Genomic DNA, 13,077 nt, shown 5'->3' on the forward strand with positions numbered 1-13,077 from the left:
ATGCGGGACGTGACTGGCGTACTTTCCCCGAAGGGCCACTCCCGCCTGCTCGACGGCCTCGACCCCGAGCAGCGTGCCGCCGCCAGTGCCCCGCGAGGGCCGGTCTGCGTCCTGGCGGGGGCCGGCACGGGCAAGACCCGCACGATCACCCACCGGATCGCCCACCTGGTCAAGTCCGGGCACGTTTCCGCAGGTCAGGTGCTTGCTGTCACCTTCACGACGCGGGCCGCGGGCGAGATGCGGACCCGGCTGCGCGGCCTCGGCGTCGACGCGGCGCAGGCGCTGACGTTCCACGCCGCCGCCCGCCGCCAGCTCCGGTACTTCTGGCCGCGCGTGGTCGGCGACCGGCCGTGGGACCTGATGGAGAACAAGCTGCGGTTCGTCGGCCAGGCCGCGAACCGGGCGAAGCTCGGCACCGAGGTCGAGGTCCTGCGTGACCTGGCGAGCGAGATCGAGTGGGCGAAGGCGTCGCTGGTCAGCCCGGACGACTACCCGGCCGTGACCGCGCGCGCCCAGCGGGACGTCCCGGCGCCTGCCGCGCAGATCGCCGAGGTCTACCGGACCTACGAAGAGCTGAAGAACGCGGCGCAGGTGCTCGACTTCGACGACCTCCTGCTGCACACGACGGCGGTGCTGGAGGAGCACGGCGTCGTCGCCGAGGAGTTCCGCGACCGCTACCGCTGCTTCGTCGTCGACGAGTACCAGGACGTGACGCCGCTGCAGCAGCGCCTGCTCGACGCTTGGCTCGGCGGGCGCGACGACCTGACCGTCGTCGGCGACGCCAACCAGACCATCTACTCCTTCGGCGGCGCGTCGCCGCGGTCGCTGCTGGAGTTCACGCGGCGCTACCCGGACGCCACCGTCGTCCGGCTCGAGCGCGACTACCGGTCGACACCCGAGGTCGTCTCGCTGGCGAACCGCGTGATCGGCGCGGCGCGGGGCCGCCCGGCGGGCTCGCGGCTGAAGCTGATCGGCCAGCGGCCGGCGGGCCCGGAGCCCCGCTTCGCCGAGTTCGACGACGAGGCGGTCGAGGCCGAGGCCGTCGCGCGGCGCATCCGCGAGCTGCTGGACGGCGGCGTCACGGCGAGCGAGATCGCGATCCTCTACCGCGTGAACGCCCAATCCGAGGCGTACGAGTCGGCACTGGCCGACGCGGGCATCCCGTACCTGGTCCGCGGTGGCGAGCGGTTCTTCAACCGGACCGAGGTCCGCCAGGCGATGTCCGCCCTGCGCGCGGCGAGCGGCGACGTCAGCTCGGACCTGGTCACGACGGTCCGTTCGGTCCTCGCCCGCGTCGGCCTCACCGAGTCCCCGCCCGCCGGCGGCGCGGCGAAGGAACGCTGGGACGCGCTCCTGGCGCTCGTCGAGCTGGCCGAAGAGCTCGCGTCGACGGTCGCGGACGCGGACCTGCCCCGCTTCTGCGCGGAGCTCGACCAGCGCGCGGCGGCCCAGCACCCCCCGACGGTCGAGGGCGTGACGCTGGCATCGCTGCACGCGGCGAAGGGCCTGGAGTGGGACGCGGTGTTCCTCGTCGGCCTGGCCGAGGGCACGATGCCGATCCTCCACGCGGGCGACGACGAAGCCGCGATCGAGGAGGAGCGCCGCCTGTTCTACGTCGGCGTGACGCGCGCCCGCGAGCACCTGTGGCTGTCGTGGGCGCTGGCCCGGACACCGGGAGCGCGCCGCAACCGCCGCCGCAGCCGCTTCCTGTACGGCCTGATCCCGGAGGACCACCCGGCCGCCCGCGTGGCCCGCGCCCAGCAGAAGCCGATGGCGGCGAACCCGGTGAAGACCCGCTGCCGCGTCTGCGGCGGCCCCCTGCTGGAGACCATCGAGGTCAAGCTCGGCCGCTGCGGCCGCTGCCCGTCCACAGTGGACGAGAACCTGCTGGAACGCCTGAAGTCCTGGCGTGGCGACCGGGCCCGGGAGCTGAAGGTGCCGGCGTTCGTCGTGTTCACGGACGCGACGCTGATGGCGATCGCGGAGCAGCGCCCCCTGGACGAGGCGGCACTGGTGACGATCTCGGGCATCGGCGCGACGAAGCTCGAGCGCTTCGGCGCCGAGATTCTGGGAGTGGTCCGGGCGTCTTCGGAGTCCTGAGCCGGCGGGCGTCCGCGGGTGCCCGCGCTCAGGGGGCGTGGCCCGCGCCGACCCCGGGCGGGCGCGGGTTGCCGGGTTCGTCGCGGGCATGTGCGAGCGGCGGGTCCCGGCATCGCTGGTGGGGCTGATCCCCGCGGCATGTCCGGCGGGGTCAGGCCGATCCCACGGCTTGCCCGGCGGGCGGGCTCTTGCAGCTTGCGTCGCGGTCGTGCGGCTCGGGGAGTTGGGCCCGTGCGGCGGACATGCGCGGCTCGGCCGGTGCCAGCGAGTGGTCCCCGCGGCTCGGCCGCCGGCTGCTGCGGCCGGCGCGGCGGGGCCAGCGTGCTGCTGCGGTCGGCTTCAGCGGGTGGGTCGGTGCGGCGGGGCCGGTGGCAGCTGCTGCCGGGCTTCAGCGGGTGGGTCGCGCGGCTCGGCCGGTGCGCTGCTGCGGCCGCTGCGGCGGATCCGTGCCGCGGGTGCGGCGGGGCCGCGCCGATGCGGTGTTGACCGCGTCCGATCCATGATCGACGCGGCGAACCCGCTGCTCAGGGGCGATCTTCGTAACTTCGAGGATTTTCCCGTTAATTGAGTTGCCTCGGTGTGGTGGGGAGCAATAACCTGCCAGTACCGAGCCCGAAGGGCTCGGCTGGGGATCCACGTTGACAGCGCCGCTCGGCGGACGCGTGTGCAGAGTACAGAAGGAGGTGCCGGTGAAATGACCATCAACATGACGCTCACGATCCCGGGCACCCGTCTGTCCTGCGCCGCGGAAGTTGCGGCTGCTCAGCGCCCGGGCACCGGTGTGTCCGTGAGCGCGCACGAGATCCGTGGCATGCGCCGTGTCGAGCGGCGTTGGGCCACCGGTGTCGTCGTCTTCGGGACGCAGGGCGTTCTCGCCGCGTACCCGCAGGCCGATCTGCCGACCGTCAAGCAGTTCCGTGTTCCGTTGTCGATACGGGAGCGAAGTTCCTGACCTAGTCAGGACACGAGGCTCACGAAGGCCGCGGAACCGGAAAACCCGGATCCGCGGCCTTCGTGTTTTTGGCTGCACAACCCAAGAGGAACAGCGTTGCCCAGCTCCAGCACTCACCCGAAAACCCGTGCGACACAAGGAGGAACCACCATGTCATCGGCCATCGCCTACACCTCCGGTGAGGCAATATTCGCCGACCTGCTCGACCCCATCGACGTCCCCGACGTGGCGCTGCCCTGCCGTTCGGGCGACGCGGACCTCTGGTTCGCGGAGTCCCCGGCCGAGCTCGAGCGCGCGAAGGCCCAGTGCGCCGACTGCCCGGTGCGCGAGGCCTGCCTGGCCGGTGCGCTGGCCCGTCGCGAGCCGTGGGGCGTCTGGGGCGGCGAGATCTTCGAGCGCGGTGTCGTGATCGCGCGCAAGCGGCCCCGTGGCCGTCCGCGCAAGAACGCCGCCGTCGAGCCCGCCGCCGCCAAGGCCGGCGATCACCGGAGCGCCGCCGCATGAGCGTCGAACCGGTCACGACCAGGGATTACGAAGCACACACCAGCGGTGAACCGCTGCAGTTGACGAAGACCGAGATCGAGGAGATCAGCGAGATGTTGCTTTACGAAGAACTGTCGAGGGCCCGAATACGGGATCTCGAAGAGGGGGTCCGCGCCCAGCGGGCCCGAGGTGGCGCACGTGCCGTCCGCCGGTGGAGCCGAGTAGCCCGATGGGCGGCCCGCCGCGCGGAGCGGTACCAGGACCAGAGCTGAGCGCAGGGCCCCTGCCGCCTTCGGGTGGCGGGGGCCTTCGCGCTCGACTCGTTCGGTGTTCAATGGGCTGATGCCCGGACACACCCACCACGACATCGACTGGGCCGACCGCCTGGCCCAGCTGCGCATGGCCGACGCGCTCGACGCGGACGCGCTCACGCCCGTCGCCCGGCGGCTGCTCGCCACGGTGGCCGAACGCCCGACCGTCGTCGACGTCGGGTCCGGAGCCGGCGGGATGAGCGTGCTCTTCGCGCGCGAACTCGCCCGCGCGGGCGGGGGCACCGTCGTGCTCGTCGACGCCACGCCGGAACTGCTCGCCGAGGCGCAGCGAGCCGTCACCGAAGCGGCCGGCGGCGCCGTCGAGGTCGTCGCCCGGCGGGCGGATCTCGCCGACCCGGAGCTGGCCGCGCGGGTGCCCGCCGCCGACCTCGTGTGGGCCGCCGGCGTCGTGCACCACGTCGGCGACCAGCAGGCCGCGCTGCGCACATTGGCCGGCTTGCTCCGGCCGGGCGGGGTGCTCGCCATCGCCGAAGGCGGGCTCGACCTGCGGTGCCTGCCCTGGGAGCTCGGCGTCGGCCGCCCCGGGCTGGAGCAACGGCTGCTCGCCGCCCGGGGCGAGTGGTTCGCCCGGATGCGGGCCGAGACGGACGGCAGCGTCGCCATGCCCTACGGCTGGCCCCGCGCGCTTCGCGAAGCCGGGCTCGAGGACGTCGAGTCGTTCGGCGCGCTCATCGACCACCCGGCGCCGGGTTCGGACCGGCTGCGCGAGTACGTGCTGCACCGCGTCGGCTGGCTCGCCGAGTCGGTCGGGGAGTGGCTCGCCGCCGATGACCGCGAGGCGATCGCCGCGCTGACCGACCCGGGGAGCCCGGACTTCCTCGGCCACCGGGACGATCTTTTCCTGTTCGGCGCCAAGACAATCCACTGTGGACGGTTGCGGTGACCGCCCCGGAGCCGCCGGCGTGCACCCGCTGCGGTCGCCGGCGCGCGGACGACGATCCGGCTACGGCGCTCGCTTGGGTGTCCACGCGCGAGCGGGGTGCGCTGCGGTGGTTGTGCCCGGACTGCGCTCGGCAGCACGTGCGGGACATCGAGGGCAAGCTGCCCGACGAGTATTGGTGATCGATCCTCCTGCCGGGTTGGGGGGCGCGGGGGCGCGAGTGGTGGTGGGGCGTGATCTGGCCTTCGCGGGGTCGGTCGGGCCGGGCGTGAATTGCCGCGGGCCGGTTGGGAGTGCCGGTCGGTCCGGGCGCGGGGCGTCGTGAGCGGTCTCGGATGTCGGTCGGGTGTTGGTGGCCGGGCGTGGGTTGCCGCGGGTATTCGGGTGTCGGTTGGGCGTAGGTGGGGCCGGGCGTGGGGTGCCGTGGGCCGCTGGGGGTGGCTGGTGGGAGCGTCGTGCTCGGTGTGGCCTCCTCGGGGTTGACGGGGGCCGGTGGGGGCCGGGGTTTCAGGCTGCGTCTCCCGAGGTCGACATCGGGATGGCGCGGACCCGGGGGCGGGGTGTGCGGGATGCTTCGCCGTACGCCCGGGCCAGCTCTTGGGCTACCTCGTGGGGGACCTTGCGCAGCTGGCGGACCGTGCAGCGGACCAGGACGATGCCCGTTGCCGCCAGGGCCAGGTGGCTGAAGCCGCCGGAGGGGCCGGGGCCGCAGCGGTACTGCCAGGCCAGGCCTTGCTCGTCCCACCAGGCGTCGGCCTCGCCGATGCGGCGGCCGCGGCGGTCGCAGATCGTCACGTCCCAGTTCGGCGGTGGGAGGCGGGCCGTTTCCAGGACGCGGGTGGCGAGGCCGTGGGCCTGGATCGGGCCCTCGTCCAGGTCGCGCAGCACCCGCCGGACCGCTGACGTGCCGCGCTGGGGGCCTGCGTCGAGCTCCCGCACCAGCTCCTGGCGGTCGCACAGGCCCCAGTAGAGGGGCAGTGTCAGCAGGTGACGGATCCGGGCCGGATCCGGCTCCGCGCGGGCCAGGTCGAGCGCGGCCCTGGCCGGTGGGGCGAACGGCAGGCCGTCGACCTCGACCGGGGCCGGCAACCGGGACGTGCGTGCCGCGCGGACGCCTTCGCACGCCACCACCCGGCAGTGGTCGGGCACCAGCAGCCGGATCTCCTCCGCCGGTGGGCACTTGACGCCGTGGGCCTGCAGCGCGTCCGCGCCGGTGATCACCACCTGCGGCCCGTACCGCACCAGCGCGGCGTGCAGCAGCTGCTGCCGCGTCGGGGCCGTGTTGCGCAGCAGGACGACGCCGGGGTGCAGGCGGCGCCACGGCCCGCCGCGGCCGCAGAGCCGCCTGGTTCTTCGATCGGACACCCCGGCCCTTCGCAACTGTTCGAGGTTCATCACCTCGCAGGTGCCGGGGTTACTGAGGGACAGTGGGTCGGTGCACTGAGTAGCAGCCATGCATCGAGCATGACGGCTCGGCCAACCGGGTGGAACCAGCTTCCCCGCAGCTGTGGACAACTCGACGGCAACCGCCCCTTCGCGGCCCCGCCTGTGGACAACTCAGCCGGCGAATCCGGGCTGCCAGCGCTCCACGATGCCGCGCGCCGGGATCTCCGCGTCGAGCTGGCAGAGGATGCCCGTCGAGCCCGCCGTCACCCGGTGGATCATCAGGTACTCGGGCGGCAGGTTGAGCGAGCGGCCGACCCGGAAGTCGTTGCCGCGGCTGTCGCCGACCCGCCAGGCCTGCTTCTGCATCCACCGGCGCGTGAAGTGGAACGTCGGCTCGGCCAGCGGCTCGGTGAACGGCGCGAGGTACGCGAGCACCTCGTCCGCGGTCAGGTCGCTGTCCGGCCGGATGAACCGGTTCTCCCGCAGCAGGCGCATCAGGTCGGCGGACTCGCCGTCCAGGGCCAGCCGCGTCATCTCGCCCAGGTGGCGGGGGATGCCGTCGGGCAGCCGGGCGACGCCGCCGAAGTCGATGACGCACAGCCTGTCGTCGGTCGTGATCATGAAGTTGCCCGGGTGCGGGTCCGAGTGCAGCAGGTGGACGCGCTCCGGCGACGAGTAGTGGAACTCCGCCAGCAGCCGGCCGGCGAGGTTGCGGGTCTCGCGGTCACCGTCCGCGATCACCTTGGACAGCGGGGTGCCGTTCGCCCACTCCGTCACGACGACCTTCGGCGCGCTGGCCACCACCCGGGGCACCAGGATGCCGGGATCGCCGTCGAACGCCTTCGCGAAGGCGCGCTGGTGCTGGGCCTCGGCCTGGTAGTCGAGCTCCTCGTTCATCCGCTCGGCGAGCTCGGCGAGCAGCGGCTTGACCTCGGTGCCGGGCACGAACGCCTGGAACAGCCGGCTGAACCGCTGCAGCTGCCGCAGGTCGCTGCGCAGCGCTTCGTCGGCGCCCGGGTACTGCACCTTGACGGCGACCTCGCGGCCGTCGTGCCAGACCGCGCGGTGGACCTGGCCGATGCTCGCGGCCGCGGCCGGCTCGTCGTCGAAGGACGCGAACCGGCTGCTCCAGGTGCGGCCCAGCTGCTCGGCGAGCACCCGGTGGGTCTGCCGAGCGGCCATCGGCGGCGCGGCGGCCTGCAGCTTCGTCAGCGCCTCGCGATACGGCTTCGCCATGTCGTCCGGCACCGCCGCCTCGAAGACGCTCAGCGCCTGGCCGAACTTCATGGCCCCGCCCTTGAGCGTGCCGAGCACCTCGAACAGCTGCTCGGCGGCCTTGGCCGAAAGTGTCGCGCTCACCTGTTCCGCGCTCTGGCCCGCGAGCCTCTTGCCCCACCCGCCGACCGCCCGGCCGGCGATGCCGAGCGGGAGACTGGCGAGCTTGGCGGTGCGGGCGGCACCTTTGCGCGGCATCGCGGTGTCACGATCGCCCGGGTCGCGGAAGTCGGTCACACCGGCGATTCTGCCTTGCGTCAGCGGGCGCGCGCAGCCTGCTTGCGCGGTGTTAGTGGCCTACGTCTCCTGATGTAGGGGTCGCGCGCCGCAACCGCACTTCGGGTGCGGCGGCCAGCCGCGGTGGCGGATGCGGCCGTCGTAGGCGTCGATCTCGAGCGTCGCGTTCCACACCGGCGGCGCCGGCGCGCCGGGGGAGAGCAGCCGCATGGCCTGTGCGACGGCCAGCGATGCGCACGCCTGAACCGCGCCGAGGTCGGGCCGCTGGTGGCGGCCGGCGAGCTGCCCCGCGACGCGCGGCCAGCACGGGTCGCGGTCCGTCCGGTGCAGGTCGGCGCAGCGCAGGCACGAGCTGCGGCCCGGCACGACCAGCGGCCCGACGATGCCCGTGCCGTCGCGGACGCGCACCAGCAGGTGCGGGACGCCGTCCTCCACCAGCTCGGCGACGACCTCCGGCGCGGGCACGACGGCGTCGGTGAGCAGGACGAAGTCCGGGTACCGGTCGTGCAGGCGCGTCACGCGGACTTCGGGGTCGACCCGGTGGAGCAGGTCGGCGAGCGCCTGCCGACGGCTCCGGCCCAGGTCCGCGGTGGTGAAGCCGGAGCCGAGGTCGTGCTCGGTGACCGCGCCGGACTGCTGGAGCTCGACGTGCCCGACGCCGGCGTTGGCCAGCAGCACGGCCACGGCGACCGCCACCCGGCCGTTGCCGTGCACCGCGACCGCCGCGGCGCGCCTCCGGTCCGCCAGCGCGGCCTGGTGGTGCCGGGCCCGCAGCGACCAGAGGCCGGTTTCGCCGCGCAGCCCCGGGCCTTCGGGGCGGCCGGCGTCGGTTACCAGGCCGAGCGCGGTCAGCTGCCGCAGCAGCGTCCGCAGCTGGTCGCGGTGTTCGCTCTCGGCGAGCAGGAGCCGCTCGACGGGCTTGCTGCCGTCGAGCGCGCGTATTCGTTCGGCGAGATCGGGCGCCAGGTTTTCGACGATCACGCCGTGGCGCGGGTCGAGGCCGATCTGGATCTCGCGCGGGCCTCGATCGAGCACGGTCAGGCCCGGGAGCAGGGCGGGATGGGTGGGCAGGAGGACCGGGGGCATGTCCGCGGTGGAGAGGAGCATGTCCGCAGGATGGCACCCCGGACCGACCGGAAGGCTCGCGAAGACGCCGGATCGGCCGAGTTGTCCACAAGTGGAGAGGCCTGTGGACAACTCGGGTCTGTGACCTCAAGGCGCTCGGAGTTGTCGGTGCCTGGCCTTACCGTTGTCGAGTGGTCGAAGCACGCATGCCCTCGCTGAGAGGCCGGGGGGACACGAACCCCCCGTCGGACACACCTGGACACAAGGTCGAAGTGCGGCGCAGCCAGCGCCGGCACCGGACGGTCACCGCGTATTGGAAAGACGACACGCTCGTCGTGCTCATCCCCGCGCGGATGACCAGGGCGGAGGAGAAACACTGGGTCGCCGAGATGGAGCGCAAACTGCAGCGCTCGGAACCACGCCGGCCGGCGTCCCCGAAGACGTCGGACGAGGCCCTGCTCGCGCGCTGCGCGCTGCTGTCGGGCAAGTACCTGGGCGGTGACGCGACGCCGGCGAGCGTCCGCTGGGTGCCGCCGATGCGCACGAGGTGGGCGTCCTGCACGCCGGTCGACGCGACCATCCGGGTCAGCGACCGGCTGCGGAAGGTGCCTCCCTGGGTGCTCGACTACGTGCTCGTGCACGAGCTGGCGCACCTGCGTGAGCCGGGGCACGACGCGGCGTTCTGGGCGCTGGTGCGGCGGTACCCGAAGACCGAGCGGGCGATCGGGTACCTCGAGGGGTTGTCGGCTGCCGCCGGGTGGGGGATTTCCCTCGAGGATTGAGCGGTGGGGTGGCCGGGGTGACCTGCTGGTCCGGCGGGTTGCCCCGGTTGCTTTCGGGGCGCTGGGAGGCGCCGGAGGGGAGGTAGTGGGTCGGTGGTCGCCGGTGCGCCGGGAGAGGTGAGAGGTGCGGCCGGGGCGATGACGCCGGGAAAGGCAGGGGGAGGGCGATGGCGCGGGGAGGGCGATGGCGCGGGGACGGGTGAAGGGCCTGGAGGCGCGCGAGAGGCAGCGATTGACTGAGCGGTCGCCGGGACGGCGCCGAATGCCAGAGGGCCGGTGACCCGCTGCGCAGGTCACCGGCCCTCTGGACCACAGCTCAGGGCGATCGGCTGCCCTCGGCTTCGGCTTGGGGTGATCGACTGTCCTCGGCCTCAGCTCGGGGCAATCGACTGCCGCGGCCTCAGCTCAGGACTGGCCGCCCTTGTCGGAGTCGGAGCCCTTGTCGGGATCGGTGTCAGAACCGGTGTCAAAGCCGGCGTCGGGCTCCGACGGCGGGTTCGCCTTCTCCCGCTCGGCCCGCTCCGTGCGCTCCAGCTCGGCGATCGGGTCCAGGTCGTCGAGGGAGCCGGTCTCGCCGACGCGGTCCGCGAAGTCGATGGGCTCGTCCAGGTCCTCCGCCGTCGGCATCAGGTCCGGGTGGGACCAGAGGCCGTCGCGCTTGTCCGAACCGTGGCGGTCGCCCACCAGGCTCCACAGGTTGGAGGCGTCGCGCATGCGGCGGGGGCGCAGCTCCAGGCCGACCAGGGTGGCGAACGTCTGCTCGGCCGGGCCGCCCGTTGCGCGGCGGCGGCGGAGGGTTTCGCGCAGGGCGTCCGCGCCCGGGAGGCGGTCGCCGACCGCTTCGGCCACCACCACGTCGACCCAGCCTTCGACCAGGGCCAGGAGGGTCTCCAGGCGCCTTAGCGCCGCCTTCTGCTCGTCCGTCGTCTGGGGCTCCAGCAGGCCCGAGGACATCGCCTCTTCGATGCTCGCCGGGTTCGACGGGTCGATGCGGCCGGCCAGGGACTCCAGGGCCGAGGTGTCGACCGTGATGCCGTGGGCGAACTCCTCGACCGTCGCGAGCAGGCGCTGGCGCAGCCACGGCACGTGCGTGAACAGGCGCTGGTGCGCGGCCTCGCGCGCGGCCAGGAAGACCAGGATCTCGCTGTTCGGCAGCTCCAGGCCGTCGGCGAACTTCTCGATGTTCGCGGGCAGCAGCGCCGACGTTCCGGCGGGCGCCAGGGGGAGGCCGATCTCGGACGCCGTCAGCATCTCCGACGCCAGCTGGGCGAGCGCGTTGCCGAGCTGGGAGCCGAACGCCATGCCGCCCATCTGGCCCATCATCTGGAGCAGCGGGCCGGCGGCCTGCTTGGCCTCTTCCGGCAGCGCCTGCATCCACGCGCCCGAGATCTGCTGGGCGACCGGGTCGCAGAGCCGCTGCCACGTCGGCAGGGTCTTCTCCACCCAGGTGCGCGGCGACCAGGCGACCGTCGACGTCGCGCCGGCCGGGAACACCGTCGCCGCGTCGAGCCACAGCTCGGCGAGGTGGGCGGCGTCGCGGACCGCGGCGTTCGCGTCGTCGCCGCCGCTGAAGCCGAGGCGGCTCTCGCCGGTGTTGCCGGCGCTGCCGAGGGTCTGGAGGGCGATTTGCTTGGCGAGGTCGTAGTTCACCGGCCCGCTGGAAGTACCGGCCTGGCTGAGCATCTGGCCCAGCTGGCTCAGCATCTGCCCGAGCTGGTTGAAGGCCTCGGCGCCGGACTGCGGCCCGCCTTCCGAGGGGTCGTTCTCACCTCGTTTGTCGGGATCGGACGGTCCGAAGCCGAACGGGGGTTTGCTCATGTGTCCACCGTACGCGGGTCGGCGGCCGTCGAGGGGGTCAACTGGACCCGTGTGCGTGGCCTTCACCGAGAAGCGAACACGGTCACCGTACGCTGTCGGTCGTGACCAAGTCCTCCGAGGAGACCGCCCCCGCGAAGAGCGCGCCGGAACCGGCGGCGGAACCGGCCGGCGAGGCCCGGCGGATGACCCGCCGCGGCTGGACTCTCGTGGTCAGCGGCTCGCTGTTCCTGATCTTCGTGGTGCTCGGCTCGGTCGTGCCCGTGCCGTTCGTCGCGATCAGCCCCGGCCCGACCTACGACACGCTCGGTCGCGACGCCGCGGGCAACCCGGTCATCCAGGTCACCGGTCACGACACCTTCCAGACCACCGGCGAGCTGCGGATGACGACCGTCTCGCTGCACGACGGCGTCACCCTCTTCCAGGGCCTCGGCTTCTGGGCCAGCGGCCGGTACGCGCTCGCGCCGCGCGAGGAGTACTTCAAGCCCGGCGAGACGAACGAGCAGGTCAAGCAGGAGAACATCCAGCAGCTGCAGGACTCGCAGACGAACGCGCAGGTCGCCGCGCTGCGCAAGCTCGGCTACCCGATCAAGGTGCTGGCGAAGCAGATCGTCTCCGGCAGCCCCGCCGACCACGTGCTTTCGCCCGGCGACAAGCTGATCACCGTCAACGGCAAGAAGGTCGTCGAGGCCGCCGACGTGCGGGCCGCGCTGGCCGGCACGCTGCCCGGCCAGACCGTCCAGATCACCTTCCAGTCCGACGGCCAGCCCGAGCGGACCGTGCCGCTCACGCTCGCCTCGCGCCCGGACCGCAAGGAAGGCTTCATCGGCCTCACCGCGGTCGACCGCGCCGACGCGCCGTTCACCGTCAACATCTCGCTGCAGGACGTCGGCGGCCCGTCGGCCGGCCTGATGTTCACGCTCGCGATCATCGACCGGCTGCAGCCCGGTGACCTGGCCGGCGGGCGGCACATCGCCGGCACCGGCGAAATCACCGAGACCGGTGAGGTCGACCCGATCGGCGGGATCTCGTTCAAGGTCGTCGGCGCGCGCGAGGCGGGCGCGACCGACTTCCTGGTGCCCGAGCACAACTGCGCCGAGGCGAAGACCAACGCGCCGGCCGGGCTCAACCTCATCAAGGTGTCCACACTGGACGACGCGCTCACGCAGCTGGGCAACCTGAAGGCGGGCCGGCCGACGGCCGCCTGCTAGCCCGGACGAGCTAGGGGAGCAGCGTCGCCTTGAGCGCTTCGACGAGGTTCGGCGCCAGGTCCGGGCTTTCGACGATCTCGTCGATCGGCTCGTCCGCGTCGGCCCCGCGCAGCCGCATCACGCACGCGCCTTCGCCGTCGCGCAGGACCGCGGCCACCAGGCGGGCCTCCGTCCGCTGCGGGTGGTCGGCGGCCGCGCGGCGCAGGCTGTCCGCGTCCGCCTCGGCCACGTCCGGCAGCTCCGACTCCGAGCCCGGCGGCAGCACGATGATCTCCTGCGCCAGCGCGCAGCCGATCACCAGATCGGGCCACGCGATCCGGCCCAGCGCCTCGGCGAGGTCGCCTTCGGGCAGCGCCTCCTGCGCCACCGGCGTCAGCGGGTTCGCCCGGTCCAGCTGCCCGGCCAGCTCCGGCTGCTCGTCCAGCAGCGCCGCCGTCGGCACCAGCGCGAACAGCTGCGGCGGCTGGTCCCAGCCACCCGCGGCCATGAACTCCTCGATCTCGCGAGCGAGCGCGGCCACGCCGGCCGGTCGCGCTTCGTCTGCTGCCATGCGCACATG

13 protein-coding genes are annotated in these 13,077 nt (G+C 73.1%); 8 read left to right on the forward strand and 5 right to left on the reverse strand.

From position 1 onward, the window contains the following. The 6 genes from AB5J73_RS18520 to AB5J73_RS18545 all read left to right on the forward strand — a co-directional run bounded on the left by AB5J73_RS18520 (window position 1) and on the right by AB5J73_RS18545 (window position 4,929). Window positions 1–2,100, forward strand: coding sequence for an ATP-dependent DNA helicase UvrD2 (locus AB5J73_RS18520; protein WP_370970919.1), 2,100 nt, complete (start codon window positions 1–3; stop codon window positions 2,098–2,100). Window positions 2,101–2,794: 694 nt separating this feature from the next. Continuing rightward, entirely contained in the window at window positions 2,795–3,052 is a 258-nt protein-coding gene (locus tag AB5J73_RS18525) for a hypothetical protein (RefSeq protein ID WP_370970920.1), read from the forward strand. A gap of 150 nt (window positions 3,053–3,202) precedes the next feature. Then, window positions 3,203–3,556: a WhiB family transcriptional regulator gene (locus tag AB5J73_RS18530; protein WP_370970921.1), complete on the forward strand. Its 354-nt coding sequence runs from the start codon at window positions 3,203–3,205 to the stop codon at window positions 3,554–3,556. Next, window positions 3,553–3,807, forward strand: coding sequence for a hypothetical protein (locus AB5J73_RS18535; protein WP_370970922.1), 255 nt, complete (start codon window positions 3,553–3,555; stop codon window positions 3,805–3,807). The genes AB5J73_RS18530 and AB5J73_RS18535 overlap by 4 nt, the downstream gene beginning before the upstream one ends. A 70-nt stretch (window positions 3,808–3,877) precedes the next feature. Next, window positions 3,878–4,750 carry a class I SAM-dependent methyltransferase gene (locus tag AB5J73_RS18540; RefSeq protein WP_370970923.1) on the forward strand — a complete coding sequence of 291 codons (873 nt, stop codon included), beginning with the start codon at window positions 3,878–3,880 and terminating at the stop codon, window positions 4,748–4,750. Continuing rightward, a complete protein-coding gene (locus AB5J73_RS18545; RefSeq protein WP_370970924.1) occupies window positions 4,747–4,929 on the forward strand; it encodes a hypothetical protein in 183 nt (60 codons plus the stop codon). Before AB5J73_RS18540 ends, AB5J73_RS18545 begins: the two co-directional genes overlap by 4 nt. Window positions 4,930–5,254: 325 nt before the next feature. Here AB5J73_RS18545 and AB5J73_RS18550 read toward each other — a convergent pair whose 3' ends face one another. From AB5J73_RS18550 to AB5J73_RS18560, 3 genes are all read right to left on the reverse strand, one after another. Further along, entirely contained in the window at window positions 5,255–6,142 is an 888-nt protein-coding gene (locus AB5J73_RS18550) for a hypothetical protein (protein ID WP_370970925.1), read from the reverse strand. Between the two features lie 162 nt (window positions 6,143–6,304). Continuing rightward, complete coding sequence (locus AB5J73_RS18555; protein ID WP_370970926.1) at window positions 6,305–7,645, reverse strand: ABC1 kinase family protein; 1,341 nt, start codon at window positions 7,643–7,645, stop codon at window positions 6,305–6,307. A 60-nt stretch (window positions 7,646–7,705) separates the two neighbouring features. After that, complete coding sequence (locus tag AB5J73_RS18560) at window positions 7,706–8,752, reverse strand: TOMM precursor leader peptide-binding protein (RefSeq protein WP_370970927.1); 1,047 nt, start codon at window positions 8,750–8,752, stop codon at window positions 7,706–7,708. A 230-nt stretch (window positions 8,753–8,982) separates the two neighbouring features. Here AB5J73_RS18560 and AB5J73_RS18565 point away from each other — a divergent pair, with 230 nt between their 5' ends. Next, complete coding sequence (locus tag AB5J73_RS18565) at window positions 8,983–9,492, forward strand: M48 family metallopeptidase (protein ID WP_370970928.1); 510 nt, start codon at window positions 8,983–8,985, stop codon at window positions 9,490–9,492. 405 nt (window positions 9,493–9,897) lie between these two features. Here AB5J73_RS18565 and AB5J73_RS18570 read toward each other — a convergent pair whose 3' ends face one another. Further along, window positions 9,898–11,310 carry a zinc-dependent metalloprotease gene (locus tag AB5J73_RS18570; RefSeq protein WP_370970929.1) on the reverse strand — a complete coding sequence of 471 codons (1,413 nt, stop codon included), beginning with the start codon at window positions 11,308–11,310 and terminating at the stop codon, window positions 9,898–9,900. A 182-nt stretch (window positions 11,311–11,492) separates the two neighbouring features. On the opposite strand from AB5J73_RS18570, the gene AB5J73_RS18575 reads away from it, so the two are divergent. Further along, window positions 11,493–12,518, forward strand: a complete 1,026-nt coding sequence (locus AB5J73_RS18575; protein WP_370973225.1) for a PDZ domain-containing protein — start codon at window positions 11,493–11,495, stop codon at window positions 12,516–12,518. A gap of 10 nt (window positions 12,519–12,528) precedes the next feature. Here the strand turns inward: AB5J73_RS18575 and AB5J73_RS18580 are convergent, their stop codons facing one another. Then, window positions 12,529–13,068, reverse strand: coding sequence for a PPA1309 family protein (locus AB5J73_RS18580; RefSeq protein WP_370970930.1), 540 nt, complete (start codon window positions 13,066–13,068; stop codon window positions 12,529–12,531). Window positions 13,069–13,077: the final 9 nt, after the last annotated feature.

This window comes from Amycolatopsis sp. cg9 (assembly GCF_041346945.1).
Lineage (GTDB): Bacteria > Actinomycetota > Actinomycetes > Mycobacteriales > Pseudonocardiaceae > Amycolatopsis.

What these genes read in the sequence shown, in the direction of transcription:
- AB5J73_RS18580 (WP_370970930.1), bottom strand. Translation starts at nt 13,068, where the DNA reads ATGGCAGCAGACGAAGCGCGACCGGCCGGCGTGGCCGCGCTCGCTCGC.
- AB5J73_RS18535 (WP_370970922.1), top strand. Translation starts at nt 3,553, where the DNA reads ATGAGCGTCGAACCGGTCACGACCAGGGATTACGAAGCACACACCAGC.
- AB5J73_RS18540 (WP_370970923.1), top strand. Translation starts at nt 3,878, where the DNA reads ATGCCCGGACACACCCACCACGACATCGACTGGGCCGACCGCCTGGCC.
- AB5J73_RS18550 (WP_370970925.1), bottom strand. Translation starts at nt 6,142, where the DNA reads ATGAACCTCGAACAGTTGCGAAGGGCCGGGGTGTCCGATCGAAGAACC.
- AB5J73_RS18570 (WP_370970929.1), bottom strand. Translation starts at nt 11,310, where the DNA reads ATGAGCAAACCCCCGTTCGGCTTCGGACCGTCCGATCCCGACAAACGA.
- AB5J73_RS18520 (WP_370970919.1), top strand. Translation starts at nt 1, where the DNA reads ATGCGGGACGTGACTGGCGTACTTTCCCCGAAGGGCCACTCCCGCCTG.
- AB5J73_RS18560 (WP_370970927.1), bottom strand. Translation starts at nt 8,752, where the DNA reads ATGCTCCTCTCCACCGCGGACATGCCCCCGGTCCTCCTGCCCACCCAT.
- AB5J73_RS18525 (WP_370970920.1), top strand. Translation starts at nt 2,795, where the DNA reads ATGACCATCAACATGACGCTCACGATCCCGGGCACCCGTCTGTCCTGC.
- AB5J73_RS18575 (WP_370973225.1), top strand. Translation starts at nt 11,493, where the DNA reads ATGACCCGCCGCGGCTGGACTCTCGTGGTCAGCGGCTCGCTGTTCCTG.
- AB5J73_RS18530 (WP_370970921.1), top strand. Translation starts at nt 3,203, where the DNA reads ATGTCATCGGCCATCGCCTACACCTCCGGTGAGGCAATATTCGCCGAC.